Below are 18,939 nucleotides of genomic sequence, written 5' to 3' on the forward strand. Positions count from 1 at the left end.
CAGGGAGGGCCGGTAAACCGACCCTCCCTTTCTTATGCCTGTAGCCGACGAACGCGAGGATGCCGGACGCCGGAACCGCCCCAAATGTGGCAACAGTACGAAAACGACAAACACCCCAACACGTCCGCCCACCGATTTATTGCGCCGCGCAGACAATTAAACCAGCATCTTTAAACATCTGGGCAGTATAGTGACCAAAACTATCGCATAACCGCACTCTGCGAATGGAGAAGTTATGACCGAACACCATGCCATCAGCCGCCGAGCGTTTACGCTGGGCCTAGGGCTTGCGGCGTTGTCACCACTTGCAAGCCTGCCCGAAACCGCAGCGCCGGGCATTCCCCTGCGAGCGGCATTTGCAGACAACACACCCGCACCGTCGGACAGCCTCCACAATTTCGTCATTCGCCTTCGCCCCGCGGGCTATTTTCGCACCGCGAGCGTCAACCAAGACGGCAACGTTCGCGGCAACGTCTGTCACCTGTTTAACGACGGCACGTCCAGCAAGCTCATCCTTGAGAACGTAACGACCAAGAATGACGATACAAACTGGTACGCCATCCGCACCTTGCTCAATTTCGAAGAGCATAAAAAGACGGGCTACAGCATTTGGTCGGTCGACGACGACTCGGACAAAGATGGAAAGGTCATCCACGTATGGGGCGGCGAGTATGACAACAAGCCCAGCCGCGCTTTTGCGTTCGAGCGTCAATCAAACGGAACCTACATCATCCGAGACCGCACGGTCGAGAAAGAAACCGAGAAAAAAGACATTAAGTACCTGGCAATAGAATCGAACGGCAAAGACCAGGACAACAATAAGATCTGCCATAAGAGTAAGAGCATTCCGTGGGAGCTCGAACTTATCGGTTACGACATGAAAAAGAACGATGCCACGGTTAGCAGCCTCGACTGGATCACGTACAGCAGCTACGTCGACGGACCATGTTGGATGAAATACGTCGACGACAACAAGTTCCTCGACGAGCTGAGCATCCCGGGTACGCACGATTCGGGCACCTGCAGCGTGGACAACGACACTGAGCCCCAATCCTCGCAAGTAAAATGCCAGCAGGATTACATTCCCACGCAGTTGCTCGAAGGCATTCGCTATTTCGATATCCGGCTCGGAAAGGGCGATGACCCCGGCATCGACCACGGGATTTTCTACCTACTCAAAAAAGACGGGAACTATCTGCATCTCTCCGATGTCATCGGGTACTTCAAAACGTTTTTGAACGAAAACCCGTCAGAAGCGCTCATCATGCTCGCATCGCGCGGCAACGATGAGGCTACCGACGAAAGCATAACGACGGCCTTCGCCAAGGTTATGGCCGATAACCCCAACCTGTTCTACACGTCGAGCCACGTCCCCACGCTGGGCGAGGTGCGCGGAAAGATCGTCCTGCTGCGTCGATTTGGGCTCGCCGGCAACAGCGTAAGCGGCCACACGTGGGGCCTCGACCTCACCCAATGGGATGACAAGATCAAGGCGCATTCCGGGCAGTCGATGTGTCTCGTCCAAGACGCGCGGGGATTTGAAGCCATAGGGGAAACGGGCAATGAAGAGCCCTATTGCACCAAGGTATATGCCCAGGACAAGTACAAACTCACGGGAACCGACAAGCTCAGCTGGGTCGATAATGCGCTGAAGGAAACGACCGGGCGCACGTGCAACAAGGTGGACGTCGTGGACGATGCCGGGGCCGAGGTGCAAGTCCAGGAGCGTTGCTGGTCTATCAACTACACCAGCTGCACGGGCTTGTCGCACGGAGGCAATCCTTTTACCTCGGCACGAGTAGTCAACGAGCATCTGTACAAGAGCCCGTACATCAATCCCAGCGGCACCGAGGATACAAAGTCAGATTACCTCAAGCACATTGGCATCATCGCATCCGACTTTGTTGATGCGGCGCTGGCCCGGAGCATCTACCAGCGCAATTACAATTACGATACGAAGCACACGCAGTCGGCTTCGTGCTGCCTCCCGACCCGCATGCGCATGACGTACGGCGACTCGCTGAGCGATGCCTCGCTCCAGGATGGCAAGACCGTTGGCGAGGGCCATTTCCGCCTTGTCGACAGCAGCAACGTACTCAACGTGGCGGCTTCGGGCCATGCGTTTACCATCGAATACGTGGATGTCGACGCCTTGGGCAACGAGACCGTTACGGGGCTGCAGGGATCCGTGCCCATCGATATCGATCCGCGCGCACTGACACCCCACTTTGAGGGGCTCGAAGGCCTTAAGGCCGGCGAAGACGTGCGCGCCAAGATTGCGGCATCACTCGAGGGCAAGCTCGAAACCGATGCCTGCACGGCCCAGCTCGAGTTTGTGCACGGCGCGGACGGCGCTCCGGGCACGGCAATGGTCGAGGGCGAGGCATTTACCGCGGGAACGTACTGGGTGCGCGCGAACGGTCTTTTGGGCGACGCGGCGCAAAACTACAAGCTTGCTAATGACGGAGCCGCGAGCTTTACCGTAGCGGCCTCGAGCAGTGCAGGTGGCACCGGCACCGACGGTGGCACGGGTTCCAACGCAGGCAGCGCTGATAAGAACGGTAAGGGCAACAAGGGCAAGAACTCGGGCGGAAAACTCGCCGACACGGGCGACGGCTCCGGCATTGCCGCCGGGCTCGCCGCTGCCGCCGTGGCGACGACGGTCGCCGGCGCAGCAATGCTTGCAAATGACCGCGAAGACAACGGAGACGTTGACGATTAGGCCAGCCGGCCCTTTTGGACACATCGATTTAATGAGGGGCGCAGGACACCGTTCTGTGCCCCCGATTTTTACCTTGGCCCGAACGCCGCCATGGGCTACATCACCATGTTCAGCGCGTTAACAAACTCCTGGGCCTTCGCACGGCTGCTCAGGCTAAAGACACAGGCAGTCAACAGCCTGTTACGTAGGAAAACGTCGCGGCCCTTGATCCTGTTGACCCCCGTGATGTCCTTAAGATAGACAATCTCGGTGTGCTTGCCACCAAACGTACCCTTCTTGAGCACCTCAATACGGTTAGGGTAGATCTTGACGTCTTTAAACCTACCCGAACCTTTGTCCTGGAATAGCAGCGTGTTGTTGTCCATACACGTCACTCCCGTGGGGTTCGCTAAAACTGTCTCTATGGCCACATTTTAGTCACCGCAAGGCCCCATGCGATGATGTCAGACAGCACAGCAATTCGTGTCCGCGCGAGGCTTTAAACTAAATTCGATAAAGATGCATTCCACAAGAGGAAAGCGGGGCGACAGTGATGGGCGAACTGGTAAACCGTGGAGAATCGGCAATCGTGCCCGAAGGTTTTTACAAGCAGGTCTCCTCGATTCTCAACGCCGCTCGCGACAAGGCCTATACCGCTGTTAACTTTGCGATGGTTGAGGCATATTGGGAGATCGGCAAGAGTATTGTTGATGAACAGGGCGGAGAGGAGCGCGCCAAGTATGGCGATGCACTGATCGACGAACTTGCCGTTAGATTGACTAAGGATTTTGGCAGAGGCTTCAACGCCAGAAGCTTAAGATACATGCGTCAGTTTTATCTTGCGTTCCCAATCCGGAACGCGCTGCGTTCCGAATTGAATTGGACACATTACCGCAGGTTATCGCGTATAACCGACCCTGATGCTCGAACATGGTACATGAACGAATGTGCCGATTCTCGCTGGAGCACGCGTCAGCTCGAACGCCAGATCAGCACCATGTTCCGCGAGCGCCTACTTGCCAGCAAAGACAAAGAGGCCGTCACCCAGGAAATCCAAAAGAGCGCCCCGACCCATCGCCCCGAGGATATCATCCGCGACCCATATGTACTGGAGTTTTTAGGTTTCTCGGACGATGCTGCGTTTCGCGAGAGCGATCTAGAGCAGGCGCTCATCACGCATCTTCAGAAGTTCCTGCTGGAGCTTGGCCGTGGCTTCGCTTTCGAGGCGCGCCAAAAGCGCATCACCTTTGATGGGCGCCATTTCTATATTGACCTTGTTTTTTACAACTATCTGATGCGCTGCTTCGTGCTCATCGACCTTAAGACGGACGATCTTACGCATCAGGACCTGGGCCAGATGCAAATGTATGTGAACTACTACATGCGCGAGCTCATGAACGAAGGCGACAATCCGCCCATAGGCATCGTGCTCTGCGCGGACAAAAGCGATTCGATCGTCGAGTACACGCTGCCCGAAGACAACGACCAAGTGTTTGCCGCCAAATACCTGCCGTATCTTCCAAGCAAGGAAGAGCTGGCGCGCGAGCTGAGTGCCGAGTACCGCGCCATCAACGAAGCGACTAATGGCGAAACGCAAGGGTAGCAGCACGTTGCGACCGAAACCATCGCAGCCGTCGCAGGCGCACTCGCGGTTACGACGGCTGCTACGAAACAATACCGGTCATGGACGCCGGCAACGACATTCTAGCCGTGGCTGGCGAGCGTGACCTGACAGGCAAAGACGCGGCCTTCGTCTGATGTGGGTCCATTGGCTGCCACAGAAAAGGGCCGGTTGCAGCCGGCCCTTTAGACGATAGCGCCTGCGTTGCCCGCGCTTCCAAAGTTGACCGACTGAGGAGCGGGTTCCGCCGCACACCCTGATTTTACCCAGTGAGGCAGCTCTTTTGCAGCCGCTCCACTGTTTATTTACATCTGGCACCCTCAAACAATCAGACGGCAGCCCGCACTCCTGAGAGCCGCCCCATACCCCCGGCCATCACGTTACGGTGCCAACCGGCACCGCTCCCCTACTTCCCAAATAGCGCACCCAGCAGGCCGCGACGTTTGGGCTTCTCCTCTCGGTAGGAACCCTCGACGGCGGCTGCAACCTGGCGCGGTTGCTCGCCGCCTCAACGGCGCACGATCTGGTACAGGAAGGGCGATTTAACGTATTTGACCTCGACGGGCGTGGCGTGCACGGTGCTCTCACCGGACAGATGCAGGCTCGGGCTGAGCGGCGCCACGATATGCGTTTCGCGCTTGTCGCTAAACGCCACCGCGGCCGCGCGGCCCGTCTGGCCGTTTACGGCAATGCGCACCTGCTCGCCATCGCGGCCGTCTGTCGCCGGACGATCGACAAAGTAGACCGGCACCATCACCAGGCCGTCCTTATGTTTGCGGGCCTTGCGCGCCCACATGCGAATGCTCTTTTTATTGAGCCCCAGTACAGCCTCGGCGTCGTTGCCCGCAACGTCGAGCGCCAACTTATCAATGACCACCTGGTCCTTGGTAGACGCATCGACTGAGACAACGCGAAAGTCACCTTCCTGCATGGCGGGATCGAACGGACCGACCTTGGCAAAGTCCCACGGCTCCAAAATGCCCATGAGGCGAACGTCCAGGTAGTTTGCCCTGGGGTATGCCCAGTCGAGCACCTCGTAGTACACCAAGGCCTCCTTGCTCAGGCCCTTGCCCGGGAAGCTCGCCATCATGCGCAAGTCCGCCAGCGCCATGGGGAAATAGAAGAGCATCATGTCGTTTTGGATCGCGTCTTCCACGTCGTGCCCGGCAAAGGCATCCGGATACTGGCGCACCAGCTGCAGCGCGTTGGCACGTGCCTGCTGCGGCGAGATTTCGCAGGGAATACCCTGCTCGGGCACATACTCCGCACCAACGCCCATGGTCAGGCGCTTGCTAAACGTCCCCGGCTTGAGCAGGTCCGCAATGCCAATCTTATTGCCGCAGGACGGGCACTCAAACACACGCTGCGTTGACTCGCCCTCAAAGGACGCTCCGCAGAAGGGGCAAGGAATGCTCACATGCGTGGCCTCTTGGAACTCCTGCGCCGTGCCGCGATCCTCCCACAGCAGATGTTCCAGGACCGACTGATTGCGCCAGTGCGCATTGAAGAAATACCAGTCCGGGTCCTGCGGGCGCTCGAGTTGCGACACATGCGTGAGTTTGAGCAGTCCATCCACCACCGTCAACGGCGTATGGCGAATACCCAAAGCGCTCTTGGGCTCTCCGGCGTCCGCCTGCCACGGAACCACCGTGCCGCAATAGGCGCACTCAAAGCTGCGCTTAGCCTGGTGCGAGTACATAGGGCCGCCGCAGTTTTGACATTTAATGGCAAACATCTCGTCCATGGAAACGTCCTCCTTTGCACAGGGGCTGTCGACATTAAGTATGTCGAGCAAGCAGGCACATGCCCATACCCATGTGGCCCAAAATGGACCACCCAGGCAGACGAGAAGGCTCGTTCGTTAGCACCGGCAGACTATTGCTGCATTTTCTGAGCATCGGCGCACGGCGCCCCCGTGCGAGCTACACTATCCCCTTAAACATGATTGTGAGGACGACCGCTATGCTATTTGTAAATCGGCTGGTACATACGCTTGTTCCCGGCAGCGAGAGCGAGCCGGTCGATGCATCTTGCCGCGCCAACGCGGGCTTTTCCGCAAGCCTCGTCTGCATTGGCCTCAACATCACCTTGTGCCTGGCCAAGGGCATCGCGGGTCTGCTCGCCGGCTCCGTCTCCCTCATCGCCGACGCTTTCAACAACCTCTCCGATGCCTCGAGCAACATTGTGAGCCTGCTCGGTTTCCGCCTTGCCAGCCGCCCGGCAGACGAAGGCCACCCCTATGGTCACGGCCGCTACGAGTACCTAGCCGGCCTGTTCGTCGCCGTCCTGGTTTGCGCCGTCGGCATCAACCTGATTCTCGAGTCGGTCACCAAGATCATCAAGCCCTCGCCCACCGCTTACACGTTTATTTCCCTTGCGGCACTGGCTACGTCCATGCTCGTTAAGCTCTGGATGGCAGCGTTCAACCGCACGCTGGGCAACCGCATCGATTCCGAGACACTCATCGCCACGGCGCAGGACTCCAAAAACGACGTCATCACCTCGGGCTCGGTCTTAGCGGCGGCGCTTATTTCGCAAGCGACAGGCTTTGACCTCGACGGCTGGGCAGGCCTGGGTGTGGGCATCTTCATCTGCATCAGCGGCATGGGCCTAGTGCGCAACGCCATCAGCCCGTTGCTGGGGCAAGCGCCCGACCCCAAGCTCGTCCAGGCAATCCGCGACAAGATCATGTCCTATCCGCAGGTCTTGGGCACACACGACCTGATGGTGCACGACTACGGCCCCGGTCGTCAGTTTGCCAGCGCCCACGTGGAGATGCCCGGCGAGGGCGACGCGTTTGAGCACCACGAGATCCTGGACACCATCGAGCACGACATCAAGCGCCAGATGGGCATTGGGATCACGCTGCACTGCGACCCCATCGCGACAACCGGCGACGACCTGCGCGGCTGGGTCAAGCGCGGCGTCATGCAGATCGATCCCGCGCTCTCCATCCACGACCTGCACGAGCACGACGGGTTCGTTTCGTTTGACCTGGTGCGTCCCGACGGCTTTGACATATCCGACGAGGAGCTGCTGGAGCTCGTCACGCGCATCGTGCATGAGCGCCGGCCCGACGTCTCGTGCGTCGTCACGTTCGATTCGGGCTTTAGCTCGCCCGAGCGTCCGGCCGAGCAGCTGTAGCCCCGCTCCGCTCGTCCGCTAGTTTCCCTGCGCGCCCGAGATGCCGTTTTGCAGGGCGTTCCAGGCATCCGTCGCCATGTCGCCCAAGTTCTGCGCGGTGTCGCCCAGGTTCTGGGCCGTATCGCCCAGCTCTTGCGCCTTGTCTCCCAACTCCTGTGCCTTGTTGCTCAAGTCCTCCAGCGTGTTGGAGCTCGAGCTGTCGGTACCGCTTTGTCCGTCGGACGAGTTGCCCAAGCCGTTCTTGTGCGTGAGCTGAATTTCAAGGTTGCCGCTGTCGTTATAGTAGGCAGAAGTAACGACCCAGTTGGCATCGACGACGGGCGTTGAGCCATCATCAGTCAGGACCACGGCATTCGAAAGATCGGCCCCGCGCGACTTGAGGAGCTTTTTGGCGTTGGACCAGTACTGCCCCGGAATATCGCTCAGCTCTACTGAACCCGCTTGGGTGACCTCTGTCTGCTCGGCCGTCGTGCTGGTTGTAGCTCCTCGTTTGTTGAGCATGCCCGACACAACGGCGAACACAATCGAAAGGGCAAAGAAAATCGCCAGCACAATCAGGATCTTCTTGATCACGCTCGACGAACGCGATGGCTTCTTCTCCTCGTCCTCGTCATATTGCGGAATCGACTTGGGGTACTCGCGATACGGCTCGCGCGACTCGTAGCGAGGCTGCGCCGTGCGAGGCATATACGTCGTCTGCTGAGGCTGCGGAATGGGATTCTGCGGCAGGTTGTCATAGGGATTCGGCGTCGAGGCAGCATAAGAATCCTGCGGCGCGTAATCAAACGGATCCGGAGCTGCGTTGCCATAGGGGCCTTGCGAAGATGCAGCGTAAGAATCCTGCGCCGTGTCGCCATAGCCCATAACCCGGGTGGGCTCGGCAGAAGGCTGCGTCGCGGCGGGGTCGGTATAACCGGGGTTGGGAACAACGCGGGTCGCATCGGCGCTATCGCCAGCCTGCGCGGAACCGTAGCCGCCCATCACGGTTGTCTTGTCCTGATCCATGCAACGATTCCTTTCCGTCGCCTGTAAGCATCAAGTTATCCATGCATTCTACCAGCGCAAAAGCCTATGATGGGCAGAGTCCGTCGGTATCTACAAGACATGCGCGGGCCTAAGGATCAAAAAGCCCCGCCGGGCCTTGGTAGGAGCGACGGGGCGGGCAAGCGGCTATGAGCAGCGAGCTTAGAACAGGCCGGTGATGTTGCCGTCGTTGTCGACGTCGATGTTCTCGGCCGCAGGGACCTTGGGCAGGCCCGGCATGGTCAGAACACTGCCAGTCAGTGCGACCACAAAGTGGGCGCCGGCGGAAACCTTGAGCTCACGCACCGTGATGCGGAAGTTCTCGGGAGCGCCCAGGGCCTTGGCGTTGTCGCTAAAGCTGTACTGCGTCTTGGCGACGCACACCGGCAGGTTGCCAAAGCCATTCTCGCGCAGCTCGGCGAGCTGGCGCTTGGCGGCCGGCGTAAAGTCAACGCCGTCGGCGCGGTAGACCTTGGTGGCAACGGCCTCGAGGGCATCAGCGACATCAGCGCCGTCCTCATAGGCAAACTTGAGCTCGCTCGGCTGCTCAATCAGACGCATGACCTCATCGGCAAGCTCGAGCGCGCCCTCGCCGCCCTTGGCCCAGACCTCGGAAAGCTTAACGTTGACGCCGAGCTTCTGGCACTCGGACTCAATGAGCGCGAGCTCGGCCTCGGTGTCCGTCGGGAAGCGGTTGATGGCGACCACGCAGGGCAGACCATATACGTTCTGGATGTTGTCGACGTGACGCAGCAGGTTGGGCATGCCAGCCTTGAGTGCCTCGAGGTTCTCCTCGTTGAGATCGGCCTTGGCGACGCCACCGTTGTACTTCAACGCGCGAGCGGTGGCGACGACCACGACGGCGTTGGGACGAACGCCCGTCATGCGGCACTTGATGTCCAGGAATTTCTCGGCACCCAGGTCGGCACCAAAGCCCGCCTCGGTAATGGCGACATCGCCAAAACGCATAGCCATACGCGTGGCCATGATGGAGTTGCAGCCGTGGGCGATATTGGCGAAGGGACCGCCGTGGACAAACGCGGGCGTGCCCTCGAGCGTCTGCACCAGATTGGGCTTGAGCGCATCCTTGAGCAGTGCGGCCATAGCTCCCTGGGCCTTAAGGTCGCGGGCGCGGACGGGCTCGCCGGCATAGCTATAGCCGACAACGATCTCGCCCAAGCGCTCCTTAAGATCGCTGATGCTCGTGGACAGGCACAGGATCGCCATGACCTCGGAGGCAACGGTGATATCGAAGCCGTCCTCGCGCGGCACGCCCTGGGCCTTACCGCCAATGCCGTCGATGACGTGGCGCAGCTGACGGTCGTTCATATCGACGACGCGCTTCCAAGTGATGCGCTTAACGTCAATACCGAGCTGATTGCCCTGCTGGATGTGGTTATCAAGCATGGCGGCCAGCAGGTTATTGGCGGCACCGATAGCGTGGAAGTCGCCGGTAAAGTGCAGGTTGATATCCTCCATGGGGATGACCTGAGCCCAGCCGCCGCCGGCAGCACCGCCCTTAACGCCAAAGACGGGGCCGAGCGAAGGCTCGCGCAGGGCCACGGCACTCTTGACGCCGCGACGACGCAGGCCATCGGCCAGACCGATGGTCGTGGTGGTCTTGCCCTCGCCCGCAGGCGTGGGGTTGATGGCGGTCACGAGGACAAGCTTGGCCTGGTGATCAGTCGGCTCGTTGAGCAGTGAATAGTCGACCTTAGCCTTGTCGAAGCCGTACGGAATCAGGTGCTTAACGTCGACGCCGGCGTTCTTGGCCACCTCGGTAATAGGCAGTGGCGTGACAGAACGTGCGATTTCGATGTCAGTAGGCATGGGCGGTCCTTTCGTTACCGAATGAGAAAAAGACCAATTCAGCATAGCACGGGCGCGCAATAGTAAAACGCCCATAACCGATGAACGGCGATATGTTTACCCGATGCCCAGCGATAGTCCAACAGCCCGCCAAAACAAAGCGCCCTAAACGGTAGGTTCAATCCCCAGGTGCTCAAAGGTGCGAAGGGTTGCCTGACGGCCCTGCGGCGTACGAATCATCAACCCGCACTGCAGCAAATAGGGCTCATAGACATCCTCGAGCGTGCCCGGGTCCTCGCCCACCGCGCTGGCAAGGGTCGTAAGTCCCACGGCACGACCGGAGAACGTCTTGGCAAGCGTCTCCAAGATACGAATATCCATCCAGTCCAGACCGAGCTCGTCGATCTCGAAGAACTCGAGCGCCTGACGGCAGATATCGAGCTCAATGGGACCGTTGCCGCGCACCTGTGCATAGTCGCGCACGCGCTTGAGCAGGCGGTTGGCAAGACGTGGCGTACCGCGCGAACGCGAGCCGATCTCGAGTGCACTGGGATGATCGATCGTCACGCCCAGGATAGTCGCCGAGCGCGTCACAATCTGCGCGAGCTCCTCGACCGTGTAGTAATCCAGGCGATATGAAATGCCAAAGCGGTCGCGCAACGGGCCTGTCAACATGCCTGAGCGGGTCGTTGCCGCTACCAGCGTAAATTTGGGAATATCCAGGCGAATCGAGCGCGCCGCCGGACCCTTGCCAATCACGATATCGAGGGCAAAGTCCTCCATCGCGGGGTACAGGACCTCCTCGACCGAACGGTTGAGGCGGTGGATCTCGTCGATAAACAGCACATCACCCGGCTGCAAGTTAGTAAGGATGGCCGCCAGGTCGCCCGTGCGCGCGATGGCAGGGCCACTCGTGGTCTTGATCTGAGCGCCCAGCTCGTTGGCGATAACGGTGGCCAGCGTGGTCTTGCCCAGGCCCGGAGGACCCGAGAAAATCACGTGGTCGAGCGTCTCGCCACGGCTCTGCGCCGCTTCGATCAACACGCGCAGGCTCTGCTTGATGTGCTCCTGGCCACAGTAATCGTCCAGGCGCTGGGGGCGCAAAGTGCGGTCGACATCGAGGTCCTCGGCCGTCAGCTCCGAGCCCACCATGCGCTCGCCGTGCGCCATGGATGCCGCCGGCGAGTTGCCGGGCGTCGCCCACAGGTCCTGAGAGTCATCGGCTTCCCACATCACGCATCCATTCCAAGTCGCTTAAGCGCCGCGCCGAGCAAATCCTCGACACGCATATTCTGCCCATCATACCCGCTCAGGGCAACATCGGTCTCCTGCGGGCTAAAGCCCATGGAAAGGAGTGCCGCACGGGCATCGTCGATCGCCGAGGGAGCGGCAGCGGGCACGGGCATCGCAACCTGTCCGGGAATCACGTCGACCGGCACAAAGCCCTTATCCTTGGCAAAGGTGCTCTTGAGTTCCAGGATCAGGCGCTGAGCTGTCTTCTTGCCCACACCGGGTACCTTGGCCATGCCCTTGTCGTCCTCGGCCATCACCAGCGAATACAGCTGCCCCACGGTATAGGTGGAAAGCACGGCAAGCGCCAGGCGCGGGCCAACGCCCGAAACGGACACGAGCCGGTCGAACATCGTGCGCTCATCCTTTGAAGAAAAACCGAAAAGTGTCATGGCGTCCTCGCGCACCTGCATACGCGTGTAGAGACGGACCTCGCCGCCGGGCGTCGGCAACGTGGCCGCAGTGCTGCCCGAGATGCCGAGTTCAAAGCCAACGCCCGACACATCGACGACAGCAGAGCTCATCGTGGACTCGACAAGCGTTCCGTGGAGCTGGGAAATCATCAGTATCCGGTTCCTCTCTGTTGATAGAACTCGCCACCGGTGAGGGCGCGGGTGCGGCTGAGGTTTACGTGGCAGATGGCGCAGGCCAGGGCATCGGCGGCATGGTCGGGATGCGGGTCGTGGTCGAGCTGTGTTAGCGTGCGTACCATGTAGGCGACCTGCCGCTTGTCCGCGGCGCCGGTGCCCACCACAGCCTGTTTGATCTGCATGGGCGTGTACTCGCCAATCTCGAGCGCGCATTCCGAAAGCGCTACGAGTGCAGCACCGCGGGCATGCGCCGTGGGGATGGCCGAGCGAACGTTGGCGCCAAAGTAAATGCTCTCGACAGCAGCCGTGTCGGGTCGATAACGCTCGACGACATCCTTAAGGTCATGGGCGATATGCGACAGGCGCACCGCGAGCGGACTTCCGGCACTGGTCTCGATGCAGCCGTAGGCACGGCAGCGAACCTCGCCACGCCGCTCCTCGATAATCCCCCAACCCGTATGAGCCAAACCGGGGTCAATGCCCAAGATAACCAAGCCGACCTCCCCTCGCCACAAGCACAGCGCAAGACAAGGCCCCGCGCATCATTCACGAACGTCTGTTCTAGAATAACACAACGGAGCCACGATACTTAGTTGAAGTGTCGGGGCTGGAAGCGAATCCTATCCCATAGTTAGTTCTGCGAGAAAAAGGGGAACTGCCTCGGATCAACCGGCGGATGCGGCATCGGGCCACCCTGGGGACTACCTTGCGAGCCGCCCTGACCGCCCATCATCTTATCGATGGCGTCCTGAACCTCGCCCTCGAACTTTTTCATTCCCTCGTGCAAACGACGCTGACCGTCCTCAGAGCGCAGCTCCTCCATTTGCTCGGGCGAAATACCCAGTAGCTCGCCCAGCACGCCCATCATCTCGTTTCGCACGCGCTCGCTCGTATCCTCGTCAGCAAAACGGCGCACCTCGGCGCGCGCCAGCGAATCGACCGTCATACGCTCCTTGCCGTTAAGCCCCAGGTCGGACCACGCGAGCATATACGGCCAGGCACGCTCGGCAAACGAATGGGCCGAGACGATCGGCGCCATCGGCAACATGCGGCGGGCAGCCTCACCCTGTCGAACGAGCATCAGCAGCAGCGAGCAAGCCTCAGGCTTGCCAGCGGCCATCGGAATGTCGTCGAAAGATCGATTGCGGTCCACGTGCGCCTCGAGCGCGCCATCGACCTCACCCGGCTCAAGCCCGCCAAGCAGCTGTGCCGCGCGGTCGAGCATATCGACCGGACCGTCGAGCGTCGAGAGCGCCTGCGCCAGCACGCGCTCCATACAATCTTCCACCGCGTTGAGCGTCACGAGCTCTTGGGGCACCACGGCAGACGTGCGGTTGCGCACACGCGCCACAAACTCAAGCGTCGACAGGTACACATCGCCAAAGGGCGCAAAGTCGCCCTGGTAGCCGCCGCAAAGCGCCGGCGCCGCCAGCGCATACTCGGTTTTGGACAGCGGGCTCAGCGCCATCGCACCCAGCTCGAGCGCCGTGTCCTCCAGCATGAGGCCCAGCGTGCGCGAGCGCAGACGCTCGGCATCGCCCGCCGACACGTCGCGATCGAGCACACGCGCCGCATCCGGTGCATCGCGCTCGACAGTGCGAATGTGCAGACGCTCGGCAATGGCGCGGACGGCGGCACAGCGGGCAGCCTCGGCCTCTTCCTGCGCCGGCGTAAAGATACGGTTGCGCCCCAGCACCAGGCCAATCACATTGCGCGGGCCCAGAGCGTCGACGGCCAGCGCCGTCAGCAAAGACGACGGCAAGTCACCCTCGAGTGCCACCACAGCACGCGAAGCACCGTGGGCTCGGGCGTTGTCGCGCACGGCGAGCACCAGCGCCTGCCACAGCCACTCCTCGGAACGGAACTCGGGCAGTTCGTGATCTTCCAGGGCATCGAGCATCACGCCACGCTGAATCTCCTGAACCAGCAGGCTCTCCTCAAAACACGGTGCCTGGGCCACCACGCGACCGCAGTCGTCGAGCACAAACGAACCGCCGGTATACACCGACTCGTCATAGGCGCCGACCGGCGCCATGCAGGCAAACCACACGCTGCGCTTGGATGCGATCTTGCGGTAGGTGCCGCTGCGAACGGCGGCAATGGCGGCAGTCTCGCGGTCGGTCATGTCAAACGCGTTGAATTGGAAATACGCAATGAGGTCAACACCAGTCGGCAGCATCTCGAGTTCGCGGTCCAAGTCAAAAATCACGGCGATGCGCACGCCGTCCACGTCGAACACCGGCGGCGCCCAACGTGTGTCGTTGTTCTCGCCGCGCTGCAGGGCAATGCTCGAACGCGCCGGCACCACATGACCGTCCTTGAGCATCATGTAGTCGAGCAGCGGCTGGCCCTCAAACGAAACCGCCGCGGGCACGATGCAGATCATGTCAAGCTCCTGGATACGCTCGGCGACGCCAGTCAAGCCGGCAAGCATGTCGTGCTCAAAGTCGGCAGCGCCCACCAGGCCACCGGGCATGGCGCCCATAAAGAGCGGAGCCGGAACGCACAGCACGCGCGCCCCGCGCTCGTGGGCCAGACGAGCCTGGTCCTCGATGCGGCCGCAAATGCCCTCAATATCACCCAGGCGCATATCGATCTGTGCAAGCGCGAGCTTCATGCCCCAGCCCTTTCCGTCGTAAACCATCGAAATCGTAGTAAAAGCGCCGGCCGCATAATGCAGCCGGCGCTTGCATGTGCATATGCTAGCTATGATACCCCGAGCGGGGGCGCGCTCCTAGAATGTCGCGGACCACAGCCCGTGCAGGTTGCAGTAGGCATAGACGGTACCGGTCTTGGAGCCGCCCGCGAAAAACGTCGCGGGTTTCATGCCGGGCTCAAGGTAATGAACCTCTAAGCGGCCCTCGGCCTCAAGCGCAATCCACTCAATGTAGTGTTCGGGCAGGCTGGGGTGCTCGACCGAGCCAACGCGTGCACGAATCACGTGACCGTCGCGCTCGGTCTCGACAACAGGCACGTGCTTCTCGTGCGCCGCGTCCTCAGTGTTTGCGGTCAGTTCCGTGCAACCGGCAGGGGTCGCAACGTCGTCGCCAAGGGCAGCGATGAGCTTACCGTCGGGGTCCTTAAAGAATTTCGCCATGATGTTCTCCTTTGCTGATGTGCCAATGTTCTTGATGGTTCTTATGCCCAAAGGCAGACAAACCATCCACGGCATTGCAAATGAACACATAACGGATCAGGCAAGCGGTCGGGCCAAAATGCGTCGACCGTCCTGCCCACTCCAGCAGTCCCACCCCGCGCGCGGCTAGCGCCCGTCGCCGCCGAGAAGCGCCAGAACATCCTCGCGCGTGAACAGTGCCGACGAGATGCCGTCGCCGCCGAGTACGCTGTTGACCAGGTCGCGCTTGGACTCCTGCATCTGCATAATGCGTTCCTCGATCGTGTCCTTGGCGATGAGCTTGTACACGGTCACGGTATGCTGCTGGCCAATACGGTGTGCACGATCAGTTGCTTGGTCCTGCGCCGCCACGTTCCACCACGGGTCGTAGTGGATGACCACGTCGGCAGCCGTCAAGTTAAGGCCCACGCCGCCCGCCTTGAGCGAAATCAAAAAGACCGGAACCTCGCCCGCTTGGAACTGCGCGACCATCTTGGCGCGGCTCTCTTTAGACGATGCGCCCGTGAGCTTGAGGAAGGCAATATCCTCCTTGGCCAGGCGCTTGCCAATGATATCGAGCATGCCCGTAAACTGGCTGAACAACAGGATGCGATGACCACCGTCGAGTGCGCCGTGCACGAGCTCCATGCACGTATCGAGTTTGGCGCTCCCCGCCTTGTAATCCTCGTAGTGTAGACGCGGGTCGCAGCAGATCTGGCGCAGCTTGGTGAGCTCGGCGAGTACCTTGAGCTTGTCTTTCTTAAACTCGGATGCCTCGCGGTGCTGCACTTGCTGGGCAATGCGGTCCTGGTTTGCCAGGTAAAGCTTGCGCTGCTCACCGGCGAGCTGAGCCACGACAGTGTCCTCGATCTTTTCGGGCAGATCGGCCACCACGTCTTCCTTGACACGGCGCAGCACAAACGGCGACACGAGTGCCTGCAGGCGAGCGGCGCTGTCGCCCTCGGAGTGCTCGACCGGACTTTCGAAGCGCTTTGCAAACGATTCACGCGTGCCCAGCAGGCCCGGCATCAAAAAGTCGAAGATGCTCCAGAGCTCGGATAGGCGGTTTTCGATGGGCGTGCCCGTCAGAGCAAAGCGCACGCCGGCAGGCAGGCGCTTGGCGGCGCGAGCCACCTGGGTGAGCGGGTTTTTAATGTACTGGGCCTCATCGAGCACCACACGGGCAAAGTTCTGCTCGACGTACTCGTCGATATCGCGCCGCATAAGGTCATACGACGTCACGACCACGTTATGCTCAGCCACGCCGGCAATCTGCACGCGGCGCTGCGCCTTGGCGCCCACGATTGCGCAAACATCGAGCGAGGGCGCAAAGCGCTCCAGCTCGGCAGTCCAGTTGTACACGAGCGAGGCCGGGCATACCACGAGCGTGGGCTTGATGTCCCCCGCCTCCACGCGCGCCAGGACATGCGCGATCATCTGGAGTGTTTTGCCCAGGCCCATGTCGTCGGCCAAGATGCCACCAAGGCCCAGGTGTTCGAGCGAGCCGAGCCACTGGTATCCGTCGACCTGGTAGCCACGCAGCGTGGCCTTGAGCGAGGCAGGTACCGTAAAGTCCATCTTGCCGAGCGTGTCCAGGCGCTCGACGGTACGGCGGAACGCAGCGTCGCGATCGGCCTCAAGCGCCGGCGTGCGCGCAAGCATGCTGTCGACGAACAGGGTACTCGACGCGGGAAGCGACACGCCGTCGAGCAGGTCGACAGCATCGACCCCCAGATCCTCGGCAAGGCCAAACGCGGCGCGCGCCCCCTCATCCAGGCGAATGATATCGCCCGACGTGAGACGCGCAAACGTCTGGTGACGCTTGTAGGAGTCGAGGTAGATGGCAAGGTCCGCAGCCGAAAGCCCGCTCGCGCCCAGCTCGACATCGAGCAAGTTACTCTTGACGGTGGCGCGCACCGAGAGCTTGGGCGCAGGGCGGACCGAAATCTGGCGCAGGCGGTCGCTGAGCATGACCTCTCCAAGCTCGGACAGGGCAGACAGGCCCTCGGTCAGCAAGTGGAACAGGCTCTCGTCATCGCGCTCCTCAAACGCCAGGCCGCCCTCGCGGAAATCAAAGTACAGGGCAGCCGTGTCCATAACGCGAAACTCCGCCAGCGTATCGCGGGGCGGAACGCCGGGGCGTTGCTCTTCGAAAGGACTGCCCGGAGCACCAAGACTAAAGAGATCTGCCGACCAATCGCCGTAGGCCACCGTAATCTTGCAGGTCACAAGGCCATCGTCGACGCCAATCGCCATGGCAAAACTCGGCTCGGGCGCCACGGCGTCAAGTACGGCGGGAGCGGTCAGGTCGGTGTAGTCGCGCAAGATCGGCAGCGCCATGCGGCAGAACTCGCCCACCTGGTCGGCGGCGATATGGACCGGCATGCGGCAGGGCAACAAGTGCGATAGGAACGGCGCCGCATGCTGGGCAAACGCCGTGTCGGTACGGCGCGCGCGGCGCGTATCGACCAGATAGGCTGCGTCGCCTGCGACAAAGCAGTACGTATCGGCCGGCAGGCGCAAGTCGTAGCTGCCTCCCGCCGCCGGTGCAATCTTGGCGGCAAGGAGCGGCGGGCGCTTAGCCGGGACTTCGCCCTCCCCCTGCGGCGACGGCTCGACTGCCACCTCGTAGGCGCGATGCGTCGTCGTTCCCCGCGACCAAGCAGGCTCAAAGGACATGGTCCTGCCGCGCAGCAGGTCCAGCACGGACACGATGGAATGCTCGGATACCGGCAACTGACGCTCGGCGACAAAACCGTTGCGGACAAAGTCATACGACGCCGAGCGCGAGCTCGTAATATCGCCTAGGTAGGCGACCGTCATTGCGATAAAGTCGAGCAGCTTTGTCGACACGTCATCGAAAGCCTCGGGCACATGGGCAAACGTAAGCTTCTTGCCATAGGAGAACGTACCGCCGCGCACATAGGCATCGGCCATGCCGTCGATATCCTTAACCACGTAGGACACCGAACCGCTACGAATGCGAAACTCGAGCGCCCAGTTAAAACGATCGGCAAACAGCGGATTGTAGTACGGCACCAGCGAGGGCTCCAGCACCGCTTTGGGCGCATCGGGGTCAATGGTGCTGGCGAGCTTGCGACGCATGACCGCGAGCTCGTCCATGCGCGCGTCCGAAAGATCGGAAAGCGCCGCCACAAGGCTCGGGCTCGTGGGGACGGGCGCCGGGAAGGGAAAGTTGGGGTTGACCGCAGATGCGGTGGGCGCGGAGCGCGTGGGCTGCTTGGACTGTGCGGGCGGTACTGTAAACGTGCGGACCGGCGTGCGCAAACCCTCGACGGGCTCGGCGCCACTGGCATCCAGATACGCCAGCGCCGTGGCGATGGCGTGCTTGCACATGCCGGAATAGCGGAAGGCGGCGGGGCAATCGCAGTCGTAGTCGATAACCTCGTGCTCGTCCATGTCGAGCGCCACGTGCGTCTTGTACAGGTCGCCGCGCGAGCCGCGCACCGAGCCCTCGATGTTCACGTTTTTGGAGAAGCGCGAGCCGGAGTCCTCAAACGACAGCACGGCACCGTTGAGCATGAGCGAACGCCCCTTCATAAAGGTGCCGCTCAACGCCGCCTCTTTGCGAAGCGCCTGCACAAACGTCCCCTGTGCCATCACTTCCTCCAATCTCGCGCGGACC

At 61.0% G+C, this 18,939-nt stretch carries 13 protein-coding genes; 3 read left to right on the plus strand and 10 right to left on the minus strand.

The genetic code is table 11. The features are described 5' to 3' along the window. The first annotated feature begins 235 nt into the window (after positions 1 to 235). Positions 236 to 2,722, plus strand: a complete 2,487-nt coding sequence (locus AAAX36_RS03655; protein WP_349074019.1) for a phosphatidylinositol-specific phospholipase C — start codon at positions 236 to 238, stop codon at positions 2,720 to 2,722. A gap of 95 nt (positions 2,723 to 2,817) precedes the next feature. On the opposite strand, the gene AAAX36_RS03660 is transcribed toward AAAX36_RS03655, so the two are convergent. Further along, positions 2,818 to 3,087, minus strand: a complete 270-nt coding sequence (locus tag AAAX36_RS03660) for a hypothetical protein (RefSeq protein ID WP_022095134.1) — start codon at positions 3,085 to 3,087, stop codon at positions 2,818 to 2,820. 167 nt (positions 3,088 to 3,254) lie between these two features. Here AAAX36_RS03660 and AAAX36_RS03665 point away from each other — a divergent pair, with 167 nt between their 5' ends. Beyond that, complete coding sequence (locus tag AAAX36_RS03665; protein ID WP_349074020.1) at positions 3,255 to 4,304, plus strand: PDDEXK nuclease domain-containing protein; 1,050 nt, start codon at positions 3,255 to 3,257, stop codon at positions 4,302 to 4,304. Between the two features lie 526 nt (positions 4,305 to 4,830). Here the strand turns inward: AAAX36_RS03665 and AAAX36_RS03670 are convergent. Beyond that, positions 4,831 to 6,066 (minus strand): hypothetical protein, encoded by a 1,236-nt coding sequence (locus tag AAAX36_RS03670; RefSeq protein WP_349074021.1) that lies wholly within the window; start codon positions 6,064 to 6,066, stop codon positions 4,831 to 4,833. A gap of 218 nt (positions 6,067 to 6,284) precedes the next feature. On the opposite strand from AAAX36_RS03670, the gene AAAX36_RS03675 reads away from it, so the two are divergent. After that, a complete protein-coding gene (locus AAAX36_RS03675) occupies positions 6,285 to 7,466 on the plus strand; it encodes a cation diffusion facilitator family transporter (RefSeq protein WP_349074023.1) in 1,182 nt (393 codons plus the stop codon). An 18-nt stretch (positions 7,467 to 7,484) separates the two neighbouring features. On the opposite strand, the gene AAAX36_RS03680 is transcribed toward AAAX36_RS03675, so the two are convergent. The 8 genes from AAAX36_RS03680 to AAAX36_RS03715 all read right to left on the minus strand — a co-directional run bounded on the left by AAAX36_RS03680 (position 7,485) and on the right by AAAX36_RS03715 (position 18,914). Beyond that, complete coding sequence (locus AAAX36_RS03680) at positions 7,485 to 8,471, minus strand: hypothetical protein (RefSeq protein ID WP_006235377.1); 987 nt, start codon at positions 8,469 to 8,471, stop codon at positions 7,485 to 7,487. Between the two features lie 180 nt (positions 8,472 to 8,651). Continuing rightward, positions 8,652 to 10,319: a formate--tetrahydrofolate ligase gene (locus AAAX36_RS03685; protein ID WP_196025223.1), complete on the minus strand. Its 1,668-nt coding sequence runs from the start codon at positions 10,317 to 10,319 to the stop codon at positions 8,652 to 8,654. 144 nt (positions 10,320 to 10,463) lie between these two features. Then, entirely contained in the window at positions 10,464 to 11,531 is a 1,068-nt protein-coding gene (ruvB, locus tag AAAX36_RS03690; protein WP_022095140.1) for a Holliday junction branch migration DNA helicase RuvB, read from the minus strand. Beyond that, positions 11,531 to 12,151 carry a Holliday junction branch migration protein RuvA gene (gene ruvA, locus AAAX36_RS03695; protein WP_099431955.1) on the minus strand — a complete coding sequence of 207 codons (621 nt, stop codon included), beginning with the start codon at positions 12,149 to 12,151 and terminating at the stop codon, positions 11,531 to 11,533. Before ruvA ends, ruvB begins: the two co-directional genes overlap by 1 nt. Next, positions 12,151 to 12,672 carry a crossover junction endodeoxyribonuclease RuvC gene (gene ruvC / locus AAAX36_RS03700; protein WP_022095142.1) on the minus strand — a complete coding sequence of 174 codons (522 nt, stop codon included), beginning with the start codon at positions 12,670 to 12,672 and terminating at the stop codon, positions 12,151 to 12,153. The genes ruvA and ruvC overlap by 1 nt, the downstream gene beginning before the upstream one ends. A 137-nt stretch (positions 12,673 to 12,809) precedes the next feature. Further along, positions 12,810 to 14,795, minus strand: a complete 1,986-nt coding sequence (locus AAAX36_RS03705) for a hypothetical protein (protein ID WP_349074025.1) — start codon at positions 14,793 to 14,795, stop codon at positions 12,810 to 12,812. A 117-nt stretch (positions 14,796 to 14,912) separates the two neighbouring features. Beyond that, the gene (locus AAAX36_RS03710) at positions 14,913 to 15,275 is read right to left on the minus strand and encodes a desulfoferrodoxin family protein (protein ID WP_055285739.1); all 363 of its coding nucleotides are present in this window, start codon (positions 15,273 to 15,275) and stop codon (positions 14,913 to 14,915) included. Between the two features lie 165 nt (positions 15,276 to 15,440). After that, positions 15,441 to 18,914, minus strand: coding sequence for an SNF2-related protein (locus AAAX36_RS03715; RefSeq protein ID WP_349074028.1), 3,474 nt, complete (start codon positions 18,912 to 18,914; stop codon positions 15,441 to 15,443). Between the last annotated feature and the right edge of the window lie 25 nt (positions 18,915 to 18,939).

The sequence above is a fragment of the Collinsella sp. CLA-ER-H10 genome, assembly GCF_040092475.1.
Classification (GTDB): domain Bacteria; phylum Actinomycetota; class Coriobacteriia; order Coriobacteriales; family Coriobacteriaceae; genus Collinsella.